Here is a 23,764-nt window from a genome sequence, read left to right as displayed (position 1 = left end):
CAGTAAAAAATTAGATAGGAGGTTACTATTTTGGATGCACGTCGAGCAGTAATTGAAAATGATGCATTTATGAGTCTTGCTAGTGCCTATAAGGAAAGAGAAAAAACAGCAGAGAAGTATAGAAACAAAGGGAAAAAAACAGTAGGCTGCATTGGCAGTGATGTACCTGAGGAATTATTTATCGCAGCGGACTATCTTCCTATTAGAATAAGTGCTGATTCTAGAATATCACTTGAAGATACAGATGAATATTTAGAGTATGCATTTGATCCTCTGGTAAGATCTCAATTTCAAAAAATAATTGATGGTACTTGTTACTCACTATTTGATTATCTTGTAATATCAAATTCAACAGATGTTTTAGTTCGTGTGAATTACTATTTAAGAGAAGTTCGTAGAATTGAGCCGGAAAAACTTATTCCCTCAATATATTTTTTAGATATACTATTTACTCGAGCAAGAATGTACCAAGTTTATAACTTTAATAAAATTAAAAAATTGAAAGAAACCATAGAAATATGGAATGGTAAGGAAATTACCAATAGAGCTATGAAAAATGCTATTGCAATATGTAATGAAAACAGAGAACTTCTTCGTCAAGCTGAAGCACTAAGAATATCCGATAAACCGAAATTGAGTGGTGTAGAAGCTTTACAGATAATAGGGTCATCTATGTATATGCCTAAGGAAGAGCATAGCAATATTCTTAAAGAATTATTAAAATCCAAAGAAGATTTCCCTGAAATTTCTGGACCTAGAATTTTTGTCACGGGAAGTACTCATGAAGATACAGCCTTTTATGAAATGGTAGAGGGAGCAGGAGCTATTATCATTGCAGAGGATCATGACTTTGGAAATAGACATTTTGATAAAAACGTTGAAACGACGGATGATCCAATACATGCCATTCTTAATAGATATATGTTAAGGATATTTAGCTCGAAAAAGGCCTTTGTTTCACAGCGAGTAGAAGCTTTAAAAGAGCAGATGACAAAAACAAAGCCAGATGGCGTAATATTCTTTATGCGTCAATATGATGATCCAGGCTCATGGGATTATCCAGAACAGGCCAAGATGCTCAAAGAATTAAATATACCTTCAATTCTTCTAGTTAAACAGCCATACGACATATCAAAGGCAGAAGAACTTAGAGAAAAAATAGATACATTTATAGAGGCATTAAAATAACAGGAAGGAGGAAATAGATGTGAATAAACAGAGTGGAGCACGTTCTGTAAAATCCCTAAAAGCTACCAGTCTTGCAAGTGCATATCAAAAAGAGTGGTTCCAAGGTCTAAAAGAGAGAGTTTCTAAAGGAGAACCATTTGCTTACTTAAACGCAGATGTACCTATGGAGATTTTCAGAGCAATGGATATTCCCTTTGTGGTAAATCAATGGTGGGCTGCTATATGCTCTGCGAAACAAATGATACCTCGCTATTTTGGATTCTTAAAGGAGCAGGGTTACAGGGATGATATTTGTCAATATTGTGCAACTGCATTTGCAGGTTCCTTTGATCCAAATCAGGAAGAAGGACCCTGGGGAGGACTTCCAAAGCCAACTATTGCAGTTACCCGTTTAACCTGTGATAACCAAGGAAAAATATTTGAGCAATTTGCCAAGAATTACGGTGCAGCCTTTTATCCTATCGAAAATACAATTCCTACCATCGCACCTGATAAATGGTGGGAAATGGCTCCGGATAGGTGGGAAGAGCTCTATGAGTCTGAACGTCTAGACTTAGCTGTAGAAGAATTAAAAGGATTAATACGTTTTCTTGAAATACAAACAGAGCGTATGTTTAATGAGGATAAATTATTAGAAGTCATGGAACTTACGAATCAGCAGGAAACGTACTATAGAAAAATTCGTGATTTAATAGCTGTAACAAAGCCTGCACCTGTTACAATTGCAGATACTGTCAATGCAGTCATGCAACCTCAATGGCAACGTGGAACGCAGTGGGCTGTTGGTCACGCCAAGGATTTTTACGAAGAAATAAAGGAACTCGTTGATAATGGACATAAGGCATGTCCTAATGAAAAAATTCGTCTCATGTGGATAGGTAGAGGACTTTGGTTTAATTTGGGCTTCTATCAATATTTTGAAGAAAAGTATGGGGCAGCTTTCATATGGTCTATGTACCTTGCTATGGGAGCAGATGCATATATCAGAAATAATTACCAAAAGGATCCACTGCGTGCCCTGGCAGCACGGTTCATTGGGATGGAAGATTTCCTACATATGCCTCCCTGGAATAATGAGTGGTTCTTAAGTGAGGCGAAAAAGAATGGAATTGATGGAGTTGTTTACTTAGTTCCTGAGAACTGTATGCAGGCTGTAGAAGGTTCATACTTCATAACAAAGCGGTTAGAAGATGCAGGGATACCTGTGCTGCAACTACGGGCTGATCCGGTTGACTCCCGCAAGTGGAATCAGGAAAGAATGACAGAGGCTGTAGAACAATTTATCACAAAAAGAATTTTGGGGGAGATATAATATGTTAAATAAAGGCGCTTTAGGAGGTATTAAAGTACTGGATCTTACACAATTTGAGTCAGGTACAGTATGTACAGAAACATTGGCATGGTTAGGAGCAGATGTTTATAAAGTAGAAAGACCTAAGAAAGGGGAACTGGGAAGGTATTCAGTTGCAGAACCGGATATAGATTCTGTAGGCTTCATCATCCTTAATATGAACAAAAAATCTGTTACCTTGGATATTAAAAGTTCAGAAGGCAAAAAAATATTGAAGGAATTGGTGGAAAAATGTGATGTACTGGTTGAGAATATGGGACCTGGCTCTATTGATAGACTAGGTTTTAGCTATGAAGATGCAAAAGCATATAATCCAAAAATTATTTATGCGCAAATAAAAGGGTTTGGATTGGACGGTCCATGGAAGGATTATCCTGCATTTAACCCAATTGCAGCTGCAGTAGGTGGAATGACAGCGATTACTGGTGACCCTGAAGGCCCGCCAATGCAGTCAGGACTAAATCTTGCAGACTCAGGAGCAGGATATATCTGCGCAATGGCTATTTCTGCGGCCCTATTCCAAAGAGAAAAAACTGGAAAGGGACAACGTATCGAAGTATCCATGCAAGATACAGTCATCGGATTTGGAAGATCTGCCTGGGAGCCTTATTACAGAACCGGTAAGCCAGCTCCTAGAGTAGGGAATGGAATGCCCCTTGAAGACGTGGCTCCAGCTGGAATGTATCCTTGCAAGCCCTTTGGGCCAAATGATTATGTACATATCTACTGTTCAAGACATCCTGGAAGCTTACAATGGGCAAGTCTATGTAAAATTATAGGCAGAGAAGATGCATTAGAAGATGAAAGATTAAAGACCCCAAGATCTCGTTATCAATACAAAGAAATAGTAGATCAGATGATAACAGACTGGACAAAACAGCATACAAAATACGAAGCAATGGATATATTATGCAAAGCAGATGTACCTGCAGGAGCAGCATTGGATACAGAAGATATTACAAAGGATGAATACTTAAGAAAGCGTGGTATGATGATTGAAGTAGATCATCCTCGCAGGGGAAAACTTGTAATACCTGGTTTTATACCTAGAATGTCTGAAAATCAGGTTGCGATGAAAGTTTCCCCTCAGTTAGGCGAAAACAATGAGGAAGTATATAAAGAGCTATTAGGGTATTCCAAAGAGGAGATAGATAATCTAAAAGAAGCAGGTGTTATTTAAAAAAGTTCAGTAAAGGGGGATTTGCTATGAAAGATTACTCTTTGATGATGGTTGGAGATTTGATACTAGATGAACCTGCACCCATTGAACCACTTTTTGATTACTGCAGACAAACCTTAAAAGAATCTGATTTTTTAATTGGTCATATTGAAGTGCCTCATACCACACGGGGAACTGAGAATAGTACCGATGTGCCTGCTCCTCCAGCCAATCCAGAGCATTTAAATGCAATGGTGGACCCTGGGTTTGATGTTGCAACGCTTGCAGGGAATCATTTTCATGATAATGGCATTTATGGGATTCAAGACACCATCGCCAAACTCAATGAACTGGGAATTGCCTCAACAGGTGCTGGGATGAATATTATGCAAGCACGAACCCCTGCAATTATTGAAAAAAATGGACTAACCCTAGGTGTTCTCAGCTATAATACCGTTGGTCCGAGAGAAAACTGGGCTACTTCAAAGAAGCCAGGCTGTGCTTATGTGAATGTATTGACCCACTATGAATTAGAGCAGGCTACCCCAGGAGCTCCAGGAACTCCCTATACATTCGTCCAGCCAGCAAGTCAAGAGCTAATGGAAGAAGATATAAAAAAACTTCGTTCTCAGTGCGATATTTTAGTAGTGTCCTTTCATAAGGGCATCGTACATACTCCTGCAGCACTTGCTATGTACGAAAGACCCTTATGCCGCGGGGCTATTGATGCGGGAGCAGATATTGTTATAGGTCAGCATGCACATATACTAAAGGGCATAGAAATATATAAAGGAAAGCCTATATACCATAATCTTGGAAACTTTGTTACAGTTACCTATGCATTGACACCTTCTAGCGCCAATGATAGCCCAGAAAGAATTGCATGGGCTCAGCGAAGAGAAAAACTTTTTGGTTTCAAGCCAGATCCAGAAACACCCCATTACCCTTTTAATCCCGAAAGCAGAAATACATTTATAGCAAAAGTTATGATTCAAGAAGATGGGCCAATAATTTCAGGACTAATTCCATGTCGTATTGATAAAAGTGGAGCACCTCATGTGCTTAATAGAGACAATGGTGGACAGGAGATCGTTGACTATGTAGAACAAATTAGCAAAGCTGAAAAACTTAAAATACAATTAGTTTGGGAAGATAACTGGGTCAGAATAATAGATAAAGCATGATTTATATCTAGAACACATTGATACTATAAAAAAGGGAATTTCTTAAATAAAAAAGAGATTCCCTTTTTTATTTTCATATGACATTTAGACGAATTGATCCTTATAGGAACCAAAGTTAAAACATGAGAGGTTGCAGATATACAACGATTTTACAGAATAAATTTCTAAAAGTCGCAAATAGACAACATAACTAAAAAAACGACAAATTTTCACAGTTGTAAATCACTAAAACCGTGAGTCATAAAACACTGACATAAAGAGACAAATGGATTAATTAGGCTATTGAAATTTTTTCTGTTTCTGATTGGCATAACAATTGCTTTATATATAGGTGTTGACCAAATAGCTTCAAAGCATTAAACAAATCTAGTACAAGGATGCTGACCTAACAAATTATTCTGAAAAGGAGGTGAGGTCGATGTCCGATAACCAAATGGAACAGGATTTAGAGATCGTAGCTAAGATGATTCCATATATTACACAACTGTTCGATGAGGAGCTTTCGTTTGCAGTTGCTCAGAATGGAAAGTACATTCATGTTGTGGAAAATGATAAATTAAAAATCCAAGCAAAGGTAGGGCGGCCACTTTTAGAAGGAGGGGCAGGGCTAGAAGCTTATAGAACAGGGAAGACGATAAAAAAGATAGTTTCTAATGAAGTCTATGGGATACCTTTTATATCCTATGCCATTCCTATAAAAAACATTGATAAATCGATAGTTGGTATTTTGCTTGTAGCTAAGAGTTTAAAGACTCGAAATCAAATTCTAGATATGGCAACTAAGTTGAATGACACAATTGTTAGAACAGATGAAATATTAAATGCTTTTTTTAAGAGTATCGAATCTGTGCTAGGGGACAATCTAAGAGTTTCTTCTCGAACAGAAGATGCTAGTGAAAACATTGTAAAGATGGATCGAATCTTAAAGTTGATTCAGCATGTGGGTAAGCAGTCAAATATGCTCGGATTAAATGCAACGATAGAAGCGGCAAGGGCGGCAGAGCATGGAAGAGGATTCGCAATAGTCGCTAATGAGATTACGAAGCTGTCTAAACTAAGCAATCAGTCAACTGACGAGATAAATGGCATTCTAAAAGAAGTGGATAGCTCTTTTGCCATGATAAAGGAAAGCGTTGATGATGTCCGTCTAGCATTGGAAAGCCAAGTGAGAAACTTTGAAGATGTTATTCAGATGATGCAAAGTATAAAAACGATGGTAGCTACTCTGAATCAGCTCTCAGAGAAACTGTAATGCAAGAGGAAGAAGGGAAAAAATAGAACCAGTATAATCTTTTGTTGTTATTTTTAAATGTATCGATCCTGCGACCGGTTACTTTCTAAATAGTATAAAATGTTGCAACGGAAAGACGAAAAGAGAGAGTATTAGGATGAAACACGAGTGTTATCAACAGTTTATTAGATTGGCACAAGTCTTGCTAATTAGATTATAACAAAAGCTAGGTTAATTCATTATATATAAAAAGTAAAAGTACATGATCAGTTAATTTTATCATGGAATTCAAAGGTTTTATATACTTCATCGGATAACGAACATGAAGCGTTAAAACTTGAATTATAGATTTGGTAGTTATAATTATTAAGGATTATATAGGTCCAGAAGGAGGAGAAATATGTCAAAGGGATATAAGGTAGGTGTAGTAGGTGCCGGTAATATGGGTGCTGGCATTGCACAAAAAATGGCACAAGAGGGGCTAAATGTCCATTTGGTGGATATGAACGAAGCATTTGTCGAGAGAGGAATCAGTATTATCAGAAAAATGTTGCAGCAAGGTGTAGACCGTAATGTATTTACTGCTGATCAGATGGAGGAGACCCTATCTAGAATTAAGGGAACTGTTTCTTACGAAGACTTAGCAGATATGGATTTAATAGTTGAAGCCGTTTTCGAGGATAAGACAGTCAAAGGGGAATTATTTAAAAGGTTAGATAAGATATGTGATGAAAAAACAATTCTCGCTACGAATACCTCAAGCTTTTATGTTTCTGAGTTAGCACAATGGACGAATAGACCAGATAGAGTAGTGGGAATGCATTACTTCTTCCATCCTGCCAAAAACCGTCTTTTGGAAGTAATTCCTCATGAAGGAACAAGTAAAGAAACCTTGCATAAGGCGCTATTGATTGGAAAACTCCATGGCAAAACGAATATTGTAGTTAAAGATGCACCAGGTTTTGCTGTTAACAGATTCTTTGTTCCATTCCTTACATCTTCTGTACGTATTTTAGAAGAAGGGATTGCCAACATTCCTACAATTGAAGACGCTGCTAAGAAAGCTTTTGCTATTGGAATGGGTCCTTTTGAGCTGATGAATGTAACCGGTATTCCTATTGCAGCACATGCATCCAATACTCTTGGTAATGAATTTGGAGACTTCTATGCTACTCCTGAATTACTCAATAAGCAGTCCGACTCTAAAGAGCTTTGGGATTTATCTGGGGAAGTAGATCAATCAAAGATTCAGGAAGTCATGGATTTTCTTTATGGAGCAGCATTAGGTGTGGCTTGTCAGCTGGTTGAAGAGGGGGTAGCCTCAATAGAAGACACAGACAGAGGAGCAAAGATTGGTTTGCGCTGGCGTTTCGGCCCCTTTGAACTAATGAACAGACTTGGCATTGAAAAGGTATATGATTGCGTAAAGGCAACTGGCAAGCGATATCCTAGCTTTAGAGTACCGAATATGCTTATAGAACAGTGTAAGTTAGGAAAACCTTTTGAGTTTAAACTTGTAGACCTTGAGATCAAGGGTGATATTGCCTACATCACAATTAATCGTCCTGAGGCAATGAATGCACTAAATCCAGTGGTAGTTGATCAGTTAGAAGAAAAATTTAGTGAGGCTGAAAGTAATGAAAATATCAAAGCTATTGCTATTCAGGGTGCGGGGAAAGCATTTATTGCCGGTGCAGATATCAAGTTTTTCATTGATAATATAAAAAATGATACCTTAGACAAAAATGTAATCTTTACACGAAAGGGACATGAACTCCTAAGAAGATTCGAGACTTCTCCTAAGCGTACTATAGCTGTAGTAGATGGATTATCCCTAGGAGGAGGAAGTGAACTGGCATTAGCATGCCAAACAATTGTAGCAACACAAACAGGGTCTTTTGGATTTCCAGAGACTGGAATAGGAATTTATCCAGGGCTGGGTGGAATGCTGAGAATGGCTCGTCATGTAGGCCCAGAATTAGCAAAGTATTATGTTTTTACAGGAAAAACACTCAAAGCTGAAAAGGCATACGAGATGGGTGTTGTGACAGCGCTTACGGACCCAGCGAAGCTAGAGGAGACTATTATAGAAGTTGCGAAAGCAGCACCCGGTGACAAATACAGGACTCGAGAGCTACCAGCATCTTTTAATAAAGAAAAGGCAGTCTGTGCAGGAGATAACCTAGAAAAAATCATGAACGGTGAGCTTCCAGCAGGTGTAGATGAAGAATTTGCGGCTAAGACAGTAAGTATTATTAATAAAAAAGCGCCTATTGCTTTACGGGTAGCCAATGAACTAATAGATGCACAAGCAAAGGTTTCTATTGATGAAGCAATTGAGTTAGAACTTGAACGTCTGGTAGAGATATTTTCTACAAAAGATGCATTGTCAGGTTTGACAGCACCTGTAGGAAAACCGCCTAAGTTTGAAAACCAATAAAGGATATGAAGGGTTAATAAGGAGGGGAAAAAATGTTTAAAAATGCATATATACCATATGGCGGCTATTATAGTACTCCATTTTGTAAATGGCAGGGCACCTTATCAAATGAAAATTCTGTAGAATTAGGGGCTAACACTAGCAAGCGATGGTTTGAAAGTAAAGGTTTTGATCCTAAAATCATTGATTATCTCTATTTAGGAATTACCATAGGTCAAAAAAGCTTTTTCTATGGAGCATCATGGGCAGCCCATATGATGGGCGCAACAGATATTCCTGGACAAACGATCATGCATGCTTGCGCAACCTCAACAGCTTCAATTTACAATGCTAGCCTAGCTGTTGAAACTGGTAATCTAGACACAGCATATTGTTTACTGGTAGACCGTACTTCTAATGGTCCCCATACCATTTGGCCTAATCCGAAGGGACCTGGTGGAGAGGTTATCGCTGAAAACTGGAACATGGACAATATTAATTGTGATCCTTCAACAGGATTAGGTATGTTACGGACAGCCGAGAATGTCGCAAAAGAAAACGGATTTACACGACAAGAGGCTGATGAGCTTACATTAAGACGATTTGAGCAGTATCAAGATGCCTTAGCAGAAGATCGTGCATTCCAGAAAAGATATATGTTTCCCATTGAACTCAAGGTTTCACGTAAAGAAAGCAGGCTAATAGAGGAAGATGAGGGGATAACAAAGACTTCAAAAGAAGGTCTGGAAAAACTGCGTACTGTCATGGAAGAGGGTATCCATACTTTTGGTTCACAGACTCACCCAGCAGATGGAAACGTAGGTATACTTGTTACTACAAAAGACCATGCAGCTAGACTGAGTAAGGATGCAACCATACCTATTCAAGTAATTTCATATGGTTATGCACGAACTAAGAAAGCATTCATGCCAGCTGCTCCAGGTCCAGCTGCTAAAATGGCCATTGAAAAAGCAGGACTAAAAATTAGTGATATTGTTACTATAAAGAATCACAATCCATTCATTGCAAACGACCTTTTCTTAGCAAAGGATTTAGGAATCGATGCAAAAAGCTTCAACAACTTTGGAAGTTCATTAGTATTCGGACACCCGCAAGGACCTACTCTAGGAAGATTATTTATTGAGGCTGTTGAAGAAACTGTTATGAAAGGTGGTGGATATGCCCTTGTTACAGGCTGTGCTGCAGGTGATTCGGCGGCAGCCCTGGTTGTAAAGGTTGGGTAAGGTGATGGAGAACTAGAGAAATGAAGTAAGTCAATGCAGTTTTCAGTTAGTTTGAAGTGAGATAAAACAATTGTACTTAGTGAATGGATAGTTGAATCTTCGTTTATTCATGAGCGTGTATTTGTTTACTTATCATCCAGTGTCGGACTGGATGAAATGATAAAAATATATATTTGGCAATAGACGATGATTCTTTATCCATTTCACCAATTAATAGAAAAGGGGGATTCAAATGAGTATTTTTGTCGTTCTTATGATTGTAGCAGTTATATTAATAGGTTATAAAACGAACATCAATTTTGGTATTTTTGCTATCGTTGCGGCATATATAATAGGTTCTTTTGCCCTGGGAATTGGGCCAGCAAAACTTACAGCGATGTGGCCTACTAGGATTTTCTTTTTGATTTTAACGATATCATTTTTCTATGCTTTTCCAATGTTAAACGGTACACTTGAGAAAATTGCTCTTAAAGTTGTATATGCAGGAAGAAACGTAGCCTGGTTTATACCAATTTTACTATTCTTGCTATCTTTTGTAATCTGTGGTATTGGTGCGGGTCCATATGCTTCAACTGCAATTATGACACCTATTGCAATGTCAATTGCAAGTCTAAGTGGTTTACATCCTTTTTTAGCTGCAATAACAGTTGCAACAGGTTCCATGGCTGGAGGTACAACGCCGATCAGCATCGGTGGAATCGTAATGAAAGGATTAATAGAACAGCTAGGATTTGCTGAGCAATCAGGAGTTTATGGAATAGGCATTATGGTGAACATCATAAAAGTAATGACTATAATATTCTTGCTAACATATGTTGTGTTAAAAGGATATAAAATTAAAGTTCCTACCATGGAGAAACCAGAGCCCTTTAACAAAATTCAAAGAAGAAATCTAGCAGTAATTATATTCGTTGCTGCAATTCTAATCCTACCATTCTTAGTTGATTTGATTGTACCAGGTATACCTATTATAAAAACACTTACTAAGAATGTTGATGTAGCATTTGTATCTATAATTGGCGTTATGTTATCTCTGATACTTAAACTTGGAGATGAGAGAAAAGCTATATCAAAAATTCCTTTAGGACTTTTAATAACTTTGTGTGGTATGGGAATGTTGATACAGGTAGCCGTAGAAGCTGGAACCGTAGAAATGCTATCGGCATGGATGTCAAATAATGTTTCATCAAGCTTAGCACCTGCAGCTCTAGTATTGGTTTCAGGATTGTTAAGTATTATTTCAAGTGGTTTAGCAGTAGTAATACCAACGCTTTTCCCACTGGTTCCAGGCATTTCATCAACACTGGGAATGAGTGCAGGAGTTTTATTCTCAGCAATAGCTATTGGGATGAATACAACTACAATGTCCCCATTTTCAACTGGTGGAGGATTAATACTAGGCGGAATCGAGGATGAGACTGAAAGAAAAAAAATGATTCAGTATATGCTTTTCTTTCCATTCATTATGATCGCTATAACTATACTACTTGTACTTTTAGGTGTTGTTAGATAAAGCACATAGTCATCCACCAGCTTTGCTGGTGGTATTTCTTTAACTGTATAAAGAGAGTCTAACATAATTTCAAAGATTTAATACAAACAACTGCAGAGTGAGCTATGATTGAATTATAAGAAAAAATAGATAATTTTGTCGAAGGAAAAGGGAATTAAAGCTCTTTGACTTTTGCAAGAATTCTAATAGTCTAAGGGGGCAATTTTATGGAGGAAATAGAATTAGTAAAAGGTTTCATTTTCAATGTACAGCACTATTGTATTCACGATGGACCTGGAATTCGGACAAACGTTTTTCTAAAGGGATGTCCACTAAGATGCCTCTGGTGTCAAAATCCAGAATCTCAAAGCACCCGAAAACAACTATTTTTTTTAAGCGAAAACTGTAGTACTTGTGGCAGGTGTGTTTCAATTTGTCCGAATCAAGCAGTTATAATTCAAGGGAATAAAATCAAAACAAATCGTCTCCTTTGCAAAACATGTGGTCAATGTGTGGATGTTTGTAGTCGTGAAGCAAGAAGTATAGTAGGCGAATATATTACTGCTGGAGAAGTTTTTAGAAAGATTGAACAAGATAAGATATTTTATCAAGGCTCTGGTGGTGGGGTTACCATAAGTGGTGGAGAACCATTTGCCCAACCAGAATTCACAAAAAGTATCATTAAACTTTGTAGAGATGCACAAATACATACAGCTATTGAAACTAGCGGGTATGCAAGGTGGGAAGTTATACAAGAAATCTTACAATATGTGGACTTAGTGTTGTATGACATAAAACACATGAAATCAAGTGATCATAAACAACTCACTGGTGTATACAATGAGTTGATATTAGAAAATGCAAAGAAGATTCATCATGATTTAAAAGTTCCACTTATAGCAAGAGTGCCTATTATACCAGGATATAACGATTCCCTGGAAAATATCAGAGAGACTGGTGAATTCGTATCCTCACAGCTTGGAAAATCGGTTAAGGTACATCTACTGCCTTTCCATAGATTAGGTGAATCCAAGAATGAAAGATTAGAGTGTAGAGCAGGATCCTTTGATAGCTCGCCGCCATCTGAAGTACATATGGACAAACTTAAGAAAATCATTGAAACCTTTGGTTTGAACGTTCAAATAGGCGGATAGAACAATGTAAGAGAAAGGAGAATATTAGAATGAATGAAAGAGTGAAAAGACTTAGAGAAAGCCTGAGGGTGGATAAATTTCCAATCTGTAGTGAGAAAGCATATCTGATAATGGAGTCTTACAAACAGAATGAAGGGTTATCGAATATTTTAAAAAGAGCAATTGCCACTGCCTATTATCTGGACAATAAGACAATTTTTATTGAAAAGAATGAGCTTATTGTTGGAAACGTAGCCAGCAGGTCTATGGGTATGGAAGCCGGTTCTCTTGGACCAACATGGCCAGAGGAGGATCTTGAAGAGTTGTTACAAGGAAATTTATCAATAGATGATGAAGATAGAGTTAAGCTTCGAAAAATGGATGAATATTGGATTGGAAAAAGTAGGACAATGGATGAGCGGCAAGGACAATTCTATGACAATGAAAGATTATGGCCATTCATAAAAAAAGGATTTCTATGTCCGCCCTGGCAGCGAAAAGATCAAGGGAGAGGTCAAGGTGCTGCAGGTGTTGGCTGGGGTCTTGGAATCGGATTGAGTCTTATTTTGCCAGACTATGAAAAAGTGATAAAAGAAGGTTTAAATAAAGTTATTAAAGATGCTGAAGAAGAATTGAAAAACTTAAAATATGTTGATGCGGATAGTGTGACAAAAGGAGATTTTTTACGGGCTACCATTATCGCTTTTAGTGCAATTGTTAGACTGGGGAATAGATTTAGTTCTTTAGCAAGGGAAATGGCAGCAAAGGAAGAAGATCCTGTACGTAAAAAAGAATTAGAGGAAATCGCTCAGATATGCAGTTGGATACCTGGGAATCCAGCTAGAACATTTAGAGAAGGGATACAGGCATTTTGGTTTTATTGGATGATGGTTGCCAGTGGTACGACTCCAGGTGGGCGGTTTGACCAATTTATGTATCCTCTTTATAAGAAAGACAAAGAAAATGGAAATATCACAGATAACGATGTGTTAGAATTGCTGGAATGTTTAAGAATCAAAATTATGCAGCTTAATTTTGTTGGTGGGGGAAAAGGGCAGCGAGAAAAGTGGGCTGGAATGGCAAGATGGCATAATTTTGTTATCGGCGGTGTTACGCCCGATGGACAGGATGCAACAAACGAATTATCATACCTGCTTTTAGAAGCTGCTAGAGATTGTCAAACACCTCATCCTACAATTACTGTAAGAGTTCATGAGAGAACTCCCGAAGAGCTAATGAAGAAATCTTTAGAAGTAATTAAAACGGGTATAGGAATGCCAGCTTTTATCTCCGATGATTCATATATTGCATTCTTAACCGGTGAAGGTGTAAGCCTTGAAGATGCCAGAGATTATGCTATTGCTGGTTGCCTTGACGTAAACCTTCCTGGAAAATCACGTATTAATGCATTTGGTATGTTTATCATACCGCTAGTATTAGAAATAACAATGAATAATGGTGAAGACCCGAAAACTGGAGAAATACTCGGGCTAAAGACTGGAGAGTTAGAGAGCTTTCAAACATTTGAAGAGTTTTTCCATGCATTCAAAAAACAACTGACCCACTTTATGGGGCTTGTAAACGAAGAGCACAATATTTTATTACAAGCTCAAAAAGAGTTGTTTCCAGATGTTGTGCATTCAGCATTGATGCACGATGGGATTAAAGTAGGAAAAGATGCACTAAATCGCAGGCTGCCTTTTGAGAATGGCTCAGCTTTAAATATGGTTGGCATGATCAATGTAGCAGATTCGCTTGCAGCGGTAAAGAAGCTTGTATTTGATGACAAGAAAGTAGCTATGGGGGAATTAAAAAAGGCAATAGATGCAAACTGGGAAGGATATGAAGAAATTCACAAAATGTGTCTAGGTGCTCCTAAATATGGCAATGGAGACCCTTATGTGGATTTGATCGCTAAGGAACTATTTCAATACTATGCAGATACAGCACATACCTTTCATTCAATTTACAATGCAAAAGTGCTACCTACTGCCATATCTATTACAGCACACGCACCTGGAGGAGCTATTACAGGGGCAACTCCTGACGGCAGAGTTGCGGGACAAACCTTTGCAGATGGTTCTGTTTCTCCAGAGCAGGGATTTGATAGGCAAGGTCCAACTGCGGTTTTAAGAAGCGCCATGAATATTGATCAAAGACCTTATCAGGCAACCTTACTGAATATGAAAATTCACCCCTCTACTTTAAGTACTGAAGTAGATGCAAAAAAGTTATCTGATATGATCAAGGTATATTTTAAGAATGGTGGAAAGCATATACAGTTCAATGTAACGAATAAAGCGGTACTGCTAGAAGCTCAAAAAGATAAAGAAAAACATAGAGATTTGATCGTAAGAGTTGCAGGATATAGTGCATATTTTGTTAATCTGACTCCAAAAGTGCAGGAAGAAATTATAGCACGTACGGAACATTCATTCTAAACACCATAAACACTATTATGTTAAATATTTCATCATGCTCGCCTAAATTGGTTAGTTTCAGACATCAGAATTATAATTATATAATAGGGGAAGAAGCTTATGAACATTCTATTGCTTTGCTTAGTAGTAATCATAGGTGTTATAGTGCTAGGACAGAAAACTAAGATTAATATTGGACTTTGGGCTCTGGCTGCTGCTTATATATTCGGTACATTTGTATTAAAGATAAGCCCTTCTGATCTCATCAATGCATGGCCAACAAAAATATTTGTACTGCTTTTTTCTGTAACATTTTTCTATAGTTTTGCAGTGACGAATGGTACTTTAGAAAAAATGGCCTTGGTAGCTGTATATTCATCTAGAAAGATACCATGGGCCATACCAATAGTGCTTTATATTTTGGGATTCGTAATATCTGGTATTGGAGCTGGTGATGCAGCTACAGTTATGTTAATACCCATTGCAATGTCCATAGCAAAAATAACAGGCATGAATTATTTCTTAGCAGCAATAGCGACGCTATCTGGAGTGAGTCCTGGAGGATTTTCACCTATTAGTACAATAGGAGTTTTTATAAGAGGATTAATGGAGGACGTTGGAGGGTACAGCCCAGAGTTGGCAGATGCCTTTGGAACAAGAGCAATGTTCCAAGCAATCTTGTTATTCTTTGTAGTGTTTGCTATTGCATATATTGTGTTTAAGGGGTATAAAATTCAAGTCCCAGATTTAGTTAAACCAGAACCCTTTGATAATAAACAAAGAGTTACACTGATGATTATCGCTTGCTTCGTCCTAGTTTTAGTTTTACCATCCTTACTAGATGCTTTGGTTCCTGGAGTACCGTTTATCATGCTTATGAAGAAAAATATAAATGTAGCCTTTATAGCCTTTATAGGGTCGATAGCAGCATTATTACTAAAAGTTGGGGATGAGAAAAAAGCTTTTGCGCGTGTTCCTTGGCATGTGCTCACCTTACTTTCTGGTATGGGTATGTTAATTTCAGTTGCTACTAAATCAGGGGCGGTTGAATTGTTATCGAATTATGTATCTAATAATGTGTCATTTGTTATGGTACCAATTATGCTTTCCATCTTTGCAGGTATCTTAAGTCTGTTTGTTAGTGGTTTTATTGTTAATATGACTTTCTTTTCACTTGTTCCAGGCCTTGCACTCGCATTAGGATACGATCCAGGACTCTTGTTTGCAACAATTGCAGTGGGCGGATTAGCTACAAGTGTATCCCCATTTTCCTCAAGTGGTGGACTTGTTATTGCTAGTGTTGAAGACGAAGAAAAAAGTAATATGATGTTTAAGTATTTATTGACGATGCCTTTTATCAATATAACTATTTATATTATTCTTATACAGCTAGGGATCTAGTATAGGATTATTCATGATGATGGCACTGCATAGAAAGGGGTAATTGAATGTCTGAACGAATAAAAAAGTTAAAAGAAAATGTAATGAAGGATACCTATCCAATTAGTATAGAAAAATTAAAAATTGTATTAAAGACAATTGAAGAATCATCTGGAGATCCTAAAATCCTATCTCGTGCAAAAATTATTGCTAGTGTCATGGATAACATGCCCATTTTCATACAAGAAGGGGAATTAATTGTTGGGAATGGTTCAAGTAAACCATGTGGTCTTGAAATTGAGGCTGACTATGGAATTTGGGATGAAGAAGAAATACAGGGACTAATGGATGATGGTTTTGAAGTAACAACAAAAGATGCATCAGACCTAAAAGAGTTAAACAAGAAAAATAAGCCCGTAACACTAGTGGATACCATGAACCATGTAATTAAGGGAAATGAACGTCTAAAATCCTTTATGCGCTCTGGTATGATCTTACCTCCATGGAGGGAGAAGGGAGCCGGTGGTGGGGGCGGATATGCCATGTCGGGCTTAGGTCTTGGACCAGGTTTGCATCTAATATGCGTTGATTATGAAATTCCATTAAAAAAGGGATTAAACGCTATTATCGAGGAATGCAAAGAATCTTTAGAGAATATTCGCTTTTTTGATAGTGACTCCTATGAGCGTTCTATAACCTTACAAAGCATGATTATTGCACTAGAGGCAATGATACGACTGGCCTGTCGATATGCAGAATTAGCAAATAAACTGGCTTCAAGGGAAAAAGATCCACAGCGCAAAAAAGAGCTGGAAGAAATCGCTCGGATTTGTCGCAATGTTCCTGCAAATCCCGCAAAGACATTTAAAGAAGCTATTCAGTTTTTCTGGTTTATCTTTCTAAGTATTAACCCTTCTCCTACAGCCAGTATGGGAAGATTAGATCAATATTTATATCCATACTATAAAGCAGATATGGAAAAGGGAATTATTAGCGACGAGGAAGTCTTAGAATACCTGCAGTGTCTCCGTTGTAAAGATATGGAGTTAAACCGTATTTCCGGTAAACAAAATAGGCTAAAGAATTCGGGTATGGCTAAATGGCATAATGCTACCATTGGTGGTGTAAAACCTGATGGCAGCGATGCAAGCAACAAGCTTACGGAATTACTTATCGATGCAGCATTAGCTTGTCCAGTGCCACATCACACACTAACGCTTCGTATAGCCGATTCAACTCCTGATTCTGTGATTATTAAGGGGTTAAAAGCAATACAACAAGGATTAAGTATGCCTGCATTTGTTAGTGATCAATCCTATGTTAGATTTTTTCAGCGTAACGGCCTTCCGATAGAAGATGCACGAGACTATGTGATGACTGGCTGCTTGGATGGAAATATACCGGGAAGAACGAGAACGATTGCATGTGGCATGTTTATTGCTCCAATGGTTTTGGATGTTTTCATGAATAATGGAATAGATCACAAAACAGGATTGAAAATACTTCCAGGCATGGGGGATCCTAGCCAATATAAGACTTATGGAGAATTTAATACGGCATTTAAAAATGCCCTAGCTGAAGCAATAAAATTGGGGGCAGAAAAAAGTAATATTGAGAATATTGTCACTAGAGAAATGTTCCCTGATCCAATTCGGTCAGCTTTCTTTAGAGATGGAACTAAAGTAGGACTAGATTTCCACAGACGTAGATTTGATTTTGAAAACAGTGTAGTTATGAATCCTGTAGGAATGATAAACCTAGCAAATTCCTTAGCTGTAATTAGAAAACTTGTCTTTGAAGATCAGATATTGACCATGGGTGAACTGAAAAAGGCCCTTGATGCGAACTGGATAGGCCATGAAGATTTACATAAAAAGTGCTTGGAAGTCCCTAAATTTGGAAATGATATAGACTATGTCGACTTAATTGCTAAAGATTTATACCAATACTGGGCTGAGATAACGGAAACGATTGATGCATCCTATGGTGGAAAATGTGTGCCAACTGGAATTTCTGTAACTTCTCATCAACCTGGTGGGCTTCTATGCAATGCAACTCCTGATGGACGTAGGCATAAAGAAATTCTAGCAGATGGCTGTGTATCACCTGCCCAAGGACATGATGTAAATGGGCCTACTGTATCTCTTAGAAGTGCCATGAAAATAGATCAAATGGCATTTCAAGCAATGTTATTAAATATGAAGTTCCATCCTACTGCACTTAAGAGTGACGAAGATTTAAAGAAACTGGCAGCTTTAGTGAAAATCTATTTTAGAAATGGCGGCAAACATATTCAATTTAACGTTGCAGATGTAGAAACTTTACGGAAAGCACAATTGGAACCTGAAAACTATAGAGATCTAGTTGTCCGCGTTGCAGGTTATAGCGCATATTTTGTACAACTGTCTAAGGAAATGCAGAATGAAGTAATTGAAAGGACAGAACACGTTTATATCTAACTTTAACCTCTTTGCAACATTTGTATAGAAAAGGGGTATATAACAATAATAAAAAGGTCTGTCAGAACAATTGACAGACCTTTTTGCATGAGTTAATGAAGTATTTTTCACATATAGTATTGTAATCTTTTCATATTTGAATAATTCCTTAAATGCGGGAACTTCTGATTTTATTTTTTCTCATATGCTTTGAGCTTACGATACAACACGGATCTATGTATTCCCAATTGTTTCGCAGTCTCATTGATACGACCATCGCACTGATTCATAACATATGTTATGTATTTTTCTTCAATGGCTTGAATGACCTCATCTAATGTACCACTTAAATCTAGCAGTTTGAAAACATCTATCTGGGTCGCCTCATCAGAAGGAAACGTAGGAATAGATGTTAGATGTTCAGTGGACGGAAGATGTATACTGTTAACGACTCTTCTCTCAATATCATTTTTCAGTTCTCGTACATTTCCTGGCCAGTTATGACGCTGCAATCTACTCAAATCCTCGGGAGTTAACCGAAAATCTATTCCATATTTATTGTTGAAGGTTTCTAAGAACTTAGAAGTTAAAGCCAAAATATCCTCTGGTCGTTTTCTTAAGGGAGGTATGATAAGGGGAAATACATTGAGTCGATAATATAAGTCCTCTCTAAAGAGTTTTTCTTCAGTCATTTTCTTTAAATCCTTATGAGTTGCTGCGATGAGTCTAAAATCAATGATTCGATTAGTATGGCTGCTAATCCGTCTTACTTCTCCCGTTTCTAATACCCTAAGCAGCTTTGATTGTAGCGCTAAAGGTAATTCTGCAATTTCGTCAAGAAACAGCGTCCCCCCGTCAGCAGCCTCAAAAAGCCCCATCTTTCCTTCGTTAGTAGCACCCGTAAAGGCACCTTTTTCATATCCAAAGAGCTCTGCTTCTACCAGATGTTCGGGAAGGGTTGCACAGTTTACAGCAATAAAGGGACCGTTTGCCCTTTTACTATAACGGTGTAAATATCTTGCTAAAACTTCTTTTCCAGTTCCGGTCTCTCCATTTAAGATTACAGTTACATCTGTTTGAGCCACAGCATTCGCAGATATTAACAACTTTTTCATGGAGATGCTTTCAGCAATAATCTCATCTGTATTTAAAACATAGCTTCTTAAATAATCTATCTCTCGTTTTCTCTGGTTATCCTGATTTTTGTTATCATTATAAATAAATTTCTCCATCAACTCCTTGGGTCTGGCAGAAGTAATTACAAAGTCTACATTTCCAGATTCATCTAGAATAGGTGTACTGGTGGAGATTAGAGCATAATTTAATCGAGTTTTAATCAAGCCACTAACAACCTTTTTCTGTGCCACCGCCTCCATGGTATAGGTTTTATCATAGTAAGATTTATGAACAAGATCATTTACATTAGCTTTTAATAATTCGTTCAATGACATATTCAACGTAAGTGCTGTTGTGGAATTAGATAGGAGGATATTTCCCTGTTGGTCGGTCACAAATATCGGATCAGGTAAATTATCAAAAATCTGATGAAATCTTTTCTCGTTTATTTTATTATCGGATTTTTTCCTTTTTATTATCGGTTTATCGGGCATGGATAAAGATCTCCTTTCTAAAATGTAATGCAATAAAGTAGAAGAGACAAATGGTTGGAGTATGAGAAAATAAAAAAATTGCAGACTTCGCAGGGAAAATGTTTCTACATTTAAATTTATCTTTAGAATTTTCAGTATTGATATTATATTATATCATTTTATTTATATAAGAGGGAGGATAAATTCATTAAACTTCTTGTTCAAGTGAGGCAGTACAAAATTTGGAGGGGGATAAAAAGATATTTACAATGTAGCAATCATACAACAAAATGCAGTATTCTTTGTTGGTTATGTTGTAATCATACGACAAATCTTGATGAGGACTCCTTTAAAACAAGTATTATCAGTAGATATAGGTCTTGGCATGAGTATTGCTAGTATAGTATGTAAATTATGAAAAGAGGTGGTTCGCATGCCAAAATTTATTACTGCTGATGAGGCAGCTGCCTTAGTTAAAGATGGTGCAACAGTTGCATTAAGTGCCATGGGTTTAGGCGGATGGCCAGAGGAAATTGCAGAAGCGATTGAAAGGCGGTATATAGAAACAGGGTTTCCTAGGGATCTGAATATTAAGCAAGGGTCTGCTACCGGTGACTGGAAAGAACGGGGTGTAACGCGCTTTGGACATGAAGGATTAGTTAAAAAGTGGACAGCGGCACATATTGGTTCAGCTGCACAAATGAATGCTTTAGTTCAAGCCAATAAAATTGAAGCACACTGTTTACCCCAAGGGGTGATAGTAAATCTTTGGAGAGAAATAGCAGCGAAAAGACCGGGCTTAATTACAAAAGTCGGATTACAAACATTTGTTGATCCTCGTATAGATGGTGGAAAAATGAATTCTGTAACAAAAGAGGATTTGGTGAAACTGATTGAGATTGAGGGAGAAGAGTGGCTATTCTATAAATCATTCCCCGTGGATGTAGCATTAATAAGAGGAACCACTGCTGACGAAAAAGGCAATATAACTATGGATCGAGAAGGTTTTATTAATGAAGCATTAGCAGTGGCTGAAGCAACAAAGAATTCAGGAGGCATCGTTATCGCACAAGTTGAGTTCTTAGCTAAGGAAGGAACCCTTCACCCTAAGCAGGTAAAGGTACCAGGTGTATTGATAGATTATGTTGTTATCGCAGAAAAACAAGAATCTTGCTGGCAGACAGAAGGTCTTTATTTTGAGCCATCTTTTGCAGGGGACATCAAGATACCCCTAAATGCAATTCCGAGAATACCTTTAGATGAAAGAAAGATTATTGCGAGACGTTCAGCGATGGAATTAAAAGAGGGTATGATTGTAAACCTTGGATTCGGAATACCTGCGGACGTTGCTGCCATAGCAGCTGAAGAAAAGATTTCAGATAGAATAACATTAACTACTGAAGCTGGAGCTTTTGGTGGAATACCTGCGAGCCCTCCAAACTTCGGAAACTCGTACAATGCCGAAGCAATGATTGATCACGGTGCAATGTTTGATTTCTACGATGGTGGTGGATTAGATATTACGTATCTGGGATTAGCTCAAACAGACAGGCATGGTAATATTAATGTAAGTAAATTTGGAAAAAGGCTGACTGGGCCTGGAGGTTTTATTAATATATCCCAAAATGCAAGGAAGGTAGTATTTTGTGGTACATTTACTGCAGGTGCAGAAGTGAAGGTCGAGAATGGGAAACTGATCATCATTAAGGAGGGAACGAAAAGAAAATTTATCAGTCAAGTAGAACAGATAACTTTCAGTGGTAAATATGCAACAAGTACGCATCAGCCTGTACTATATGTCACAGAACGTGCAGTTTTTAAACTAGAACAGGGAGAAATGACTTTAATAGAGGTAGCTCCTGGTATAGACATTCAAAAAGATATTTTAGCGCATATGGACTTTATGCCAACAATATCTGATCAGATAAAAGAAATGGATGCCTCAATATTTCAGCATGAGTGGGGTGGACTGCAGCAAATGATTAAGTCAACTATTGCGTCTAATGAATTAGAGGTTAAGAAACTTGCATAAAGGAAACGAGGATAAGAAAATGATTACAAAAGGCATCAAGAAAAAAACAACAACTACAAACAATATTCCGAATAGCATTTTGCTTATAGCCTATACTTTTATTGTGCCGATACTGATTGTTCTGGTAAGGCCTTTAGAAATGAGTATTCGGCAGAGCCTTTTATTGGCGTGCTTACTTCTCACAATAACTTGGTGGACAACTAATGTAATTAAGAAAAATTATGCCTCTTTATTCTTACTAGGAACCTTTCTAATCGAAGGTTCCTCTACTTTAAGAACAATTTTTAGGTTTCCATTATCATCGAATTTTTTTGTAATTGCTTGTTCTTTTTTATTGTCTCAAGGAATCGTCAATTCAAATGTTGCAAATCGGATATCGAAGAAAATTTTAAATAGATATGGAAGAACTCCTTATCAATTGATTGCCTTATCTTTTATACTGAGCTTTATCATTAATTTTTTAATACCACAGCCCTTCTCTAGAGTGATTTTAATAGCAGGCATATATACTCAGTTTCTCAGTCAAATGAATATTAGTAGCAGAACAAAGGAGATATTACTTTACAGCATATTTGTTGCATCCACTTCTACATCTATGCTTTTTATTAATGGAGACATTGTTTTAAATAATTCAGCCCTAGAATTTGGAAGAATTTCAATAGGGTGGATAGAGTGGGCAGTAAACATGGGATTACCATCTCTTTTAACCACTTTGATAATGGGGATTAGTTTTTGCATAGTTTTTAGAAGAGACCTTAAAGAAAGTTTATTTATAGAGCCAGAAGGAGGCTGGGAGGGAACGAAGCCGAGTGATAAGGAGAAAATAGCTACTTTGATTATGGTAGTCGTGGTTCTACTCTGGGCTACAGAGACTTATCATCATATCAATTCTGCTGTAGTTGCAATTATAGGTACCCTAGCTATGTTTGTTTGTGGGATTTTAGGATGGAAAGATGTAAAGCGCGTTAACATAGATCTTTTACTATTTCTTACAGTTGCTTATGCCATTGGGAGTGTGCTTAATGAAAGCGGAATTGCTCATATAATTTATGGTAATCTGGTTAATATTTTTCCAAAAGAATACTCACCATTATATATGTTAATTATAATTCTTACTGTGATGGGACTCCATATGGTTTTAGGAAGCTCGATCACTACGCTTTCTGTAGCCGTACCTGGTTTAATAGAGTTGACAAAAGGTAAAATGGAGGCAGTACCATTAGTTTTATTAGCTTATATTATTGTAAATATTCATTATTTACTTCCCTTTCACCATGTTACTATTATGATAGGTGCTGGAGAATATTATACAACAAAAACAGTCTTTAGGTATGGACTTGTTCAAACCATGATTGTTTTGATGGTTGCTTTTATGATATATATACCATGGTGGAGATTAATAGGTATATTATAAAGGTATTCTTTTTAAGCTTAGCATTAAATACTAATACTAGTATATAGAGCAAGAGTAGGTTAATAAAAAAACGGGACATGGGGGGAGACT

Annotated in this window: 15 protein-coding genes; 14 read left to right on the top strand and 1 reads right to left on the bottom strand. The window is 37.3% G+C overall.

Features of this window, described 5'->3' with window-relative positions; all coding sequences use genetic code 11:
• Positions 1 to 30: 30 nt before the first annotated feature.
• From Gferi_RS09620 to Gferi_RS09565, 12 genes are all read left to right on the top strand, one after another.
• Positions 31 to 1,188 carry a 2-hydroxyacyl-CoA dehydratase subunit D gene (locus Gferi_RS09620; RefSeq protein WP_069975899.1) on the top strand — a complete coding sequence of 386 codons (1,158 nt, stop codon included), beginning with the start codon at positions 31 to 33 and terminating at the stop codon, positions 1,186 to 1,188.
• A 19-nt stretch (positions 1,189 to 1,207) separates the two neighbouring features.
• Positions 1,208 to 2,500 carry a 2-hydroxyacyl-CoA dehydratase subunit D gene (locus tag Gferi_RS09615; protein ID WP_069975897.1) on the top strand — a complete coding sequence of 431 codons (1,293 nt, stop codon included), beginning with the start codon at positions 1,208 to 1,210 and terminating at the stop codon, positions 2,498 to 2,500.
• 1 nt (position 2,501) lies between these two features.
• Entirely contained in the window at positions 2,502 to 3,719 is a 1,218-nt protein-coding gene (locus Gferi_RS09610; RefSeq protein WP_069975896.1) for a CaiB/BaiF CoA transferase family protein, read from the top strand.
• A gap of 26 nt (positions 3,720 to 3,745) precedes the next feature.
• A complete protein-coding gene (locus Gferi_RS09605; RefSeq protein ID WP_069975894.1) occupies positions 3,746 to 4,882 on the top strand; it encodes a CapA family protein in 1,137 nt (378 codons plus the stop codon).
• A 418-nt stretch (positions 4,883 to 5,300) separates the two neighbouring features.
• On the top strand, positions 5,301 to 6,134 hold the full coding sequence (locus tag Gferi_RS09600; RefSeq protein WP_069975892.1) for a methyl-accepting chemotaxis protein: 834 nt from the start codon (positions 5,301 to 5,303) through the stop codon (positions 6,132 to 6,134).
• Positions 6,135 to 6,513: 379 nt separating this feature from the next.
• On the top strand, positions 6,514 to 8,553 hold the full coding sequence (locus Gferi_RS09595; RefSeq protein ID WP_069975890.1) for a 3-hydroxyacyl-CoA dehydrogenase/enoyl-CoA hydratase family protein: 2,040 nt from the start codon (positions 6,514 to 6,516) through the stop codon (positions 8,551 to 8,553).
• A 32-nt stretch (positions 8,554 to 8,585) separates the two neighbouring features.
• Positions 8,586 to 9,776: a thiolase family protein gene (locus Gferi_RS09590; protein ID WP_069975889.1), complete on the top strand. Its 1,191-nt coding sequence runs from the start codon at positions 8,586 to 8,588 to the stop codon at positions 9,774 to 9,776.
• 232 nt (positions 9,777 to 10,008) lie between these two features.
• Positions 10,009 to 11,289: an SLC13 family permease gene (locus Gferi_RS09585; RefSeq protein WP_083273471.1), complete on the top strand. Its 1,281-nt coding sequence runs from the start codon at positions 10,009 to 10,011 to the stop codon at positions 11,287 to 11,289.
• Between the two features lie 206 nt (positions 11,290 to 11,495).
• Positions 11,496 to 12,422, top strand: a complete 927-nt coding sequence (locus Gferi_RS09580; RefSeq protein ID WP_069975888.1) for a glycyl-radical enzyme activating protein — start codon at positions 11,496 to 11,498, stop codon at positions 12,420 to 12,422.
• A 29-nt stretch (positions 12,423 to 12,451) separates the two neighbouring features.
• The gene (locus Gferi_RS09575) at positions 12,452 to 14,842 is read left to right on the top strand and encodes a glycyl radical protein (protein WP_069975886.1); all 2,391 of its coding nucleotides are present in this window, start codon (positions 12,452 to 12,454) and stop codon (positions 14,840 to 14,842) included.
• A 99-nt stretch (positions 14,843 to 14,941) separates the two neighbouring features.
• Positions 14,942 to 16,222 carry an ArsB/NhaD family transporter gene (locus Gferi_RS09570; RefSeq protein ID WP_069975885.1) on the top strand — a complete coding sequence of 427 codons (1,281 nt, stop codon included), beginning with the start codon at positions 14,942 to 14,944 and terminating at the stop codon, positions 16,220 to 16,222.
• A gap of 47 nt (positions 16,223 to 16,269) precedes the next feature.
• Positions 16,270 to 18,660, top strand: a complete 2,391-nt coding sequence (locus Gferi_RS09565; RefSeq protein ID WP_069975884.1) for a pyruvate formate lyase family protein — start codon at positions 16,270 to 16,272, stop codon at positions 18,658 to 18,660.
• A 170-nt stretch (positions 18,661 to 18,830) separates the two neighbouring features.
• Here the strand turns inward: Gferi_RS09565 and Gferi_RS09560 are convergent, their stop codons facing one another.
• Positions 18,831 to 20,249: a sigma-54 interaction domain-containing protein gene (locus Gferi_RS09560; RefSeq protein ID WP_069975883.1), complete on the bottom strand. Its 1,419-nt coding sequence runs from the start codon at positions 20,247 to 20,249 to the stop codon at positions 18,831 to 18,833.
• Between the two features lie 412 nt (positions 20,250 to 20,661).
• Here Gferi_RS09560 and Gferi_RS09555 point away from each other — a divergent pair, with 412 nt between their 5' ends.
• Positions 20,662 to 22,260 carry an acyl CoA:acetate/3-ketoacid CoA transferase gene (locus Gferi_RS09555; protein ID WP_069975881.1) on the top strand — a complete coding sequence of 533 codons (1,599 nt, stop codon included), beginning with the start codon at positions 20,662 to 20,664 and terminating at the stop codon, positions 22,258 to 22,260.
• A 19-nt stretch (positions 22,261 to 22,279) separates the two neighbouring features.
• Positions 22,280 to 23,674 (top strand): SLC13 family permease, encoded by a 1,395-nt coding sequence (locus Gferi_RS09550; protein ID WP_156782361.1) that lies wholly within the window; start codon positions 22,280 to 22,282, stop codon positions 23,672 to 23,674.
• Positions 23,675 to 23,764: the final 90 nt, after the last annotated feature.

It is taken from the genome of Geosporobacter ferrireducens, assembly GCF_001750685.1.
In the GTDB taxonomy this organism is placed as follows: Bacteria; Bacillota; Clostridia; order Peptostreptococcales; family Thermotaleaceae; genus Geosporobacter; species Geosporobacter ferrireducens.
The sequence above is the reverse complement of the archived record's forward strand: the minus strand, read 5'-3'. Positions and strand labels throughout refer to the sequence as shown.

Excerpts from the sequence above, each read along its gene's own strand:
- Gferi_RS09610 (WP_069975896.1), top strand. The coding sequence starts at position 2,502 with ATGTTAAATAAAGGCGCTTTAGGAGGTATTAAAGTACTGGATCTTACA.
- Gferi_RS09605 (WP_069975894.1), top strand. The coding sequence starts at position 3,746 with ATGAAAGATTACTCTTTGATGATGGTTGGAGATTTGATACTAGATGAA.
- Gferi_RS09600 (WP_069975892.1), top strand. The coding sequence starts at position 5,301 with ATGTCCGATAACCAAATGGAACAGGATTTAGAGATCGTAGCTAAGATG.
- Gferi_RS09595 (WP_069975890.1), top strand. The coding sequence starts at position 6,514 with ATGTCAAAGGGATATAAGGTAGGTGTAGTAGGTGCCGGTAATATGGGT.
- Gferi_RS09590 (WP_069975889.1), top strand. The coding sequence starts at position 8,586 with ATGTTTAAAAATGCATATATACCATATGGCGGCTATTATAGTACTCCA.
- Gferi_RS09585 (WP_083273471.1), top strand. The coding sequence starts at position 10,009 with ATGAGTATTTTTGTCGTTCTTATGATTGTAGCAGTTATATTAATAGGT.
- Gferi_RS09580 (WP_069975888.1), top strand. The coding sequence starts at position 11,496 with ATGGAGGAAATAGAATTAGTAAAAGGTTTCATTTTCAATGTACAGCAC.
- Gferi_RS09575 (WP_069975886.1), top strand. The coding sequence starts at position 12,452 with ATGAATGAAAGAGTGAAAAGACTTAGAGAAAGCCTGAGGGTGGATAAA.
- Gferi_RS09570 (WP_069975885.1), top strand. The coding sequence starts at position 14,942 with ATGAACATTCTATTGCTTTGCTTAGTAGTAATCATAGGTGTTATAGTG.
- Gferi_RS09565 (WP_069975884.1), top strand. The coding sequence starts at position 16,270 with ATGTCTGAACGAATAAAAAAGTTAAAAGAAAATGTAATGAAGGATACC.
- Gferi_RS09560 (WP_069975883.1), bottom strand. The coding sequence starts at position 20,249 with ATGCCCGATAAACCGATAATAAAAAGGAAAAAATCCGATAATAAAATA.
- Gferi_RS09555 (WP_069975881.1), top strand. The coding sequence starts at position 20,662 with ATGCCAAAATTTATTACTGCTGATGAGGCAGCTGCCTTAGTTAAAGAT.
- Gferi_RS09550 (WP_156782361.1), top strand. The coding sequence starts at position 22,280 with ATGATTACAAAAGGCATCAAGAAAAAAACAACAACTACAAACAATATT.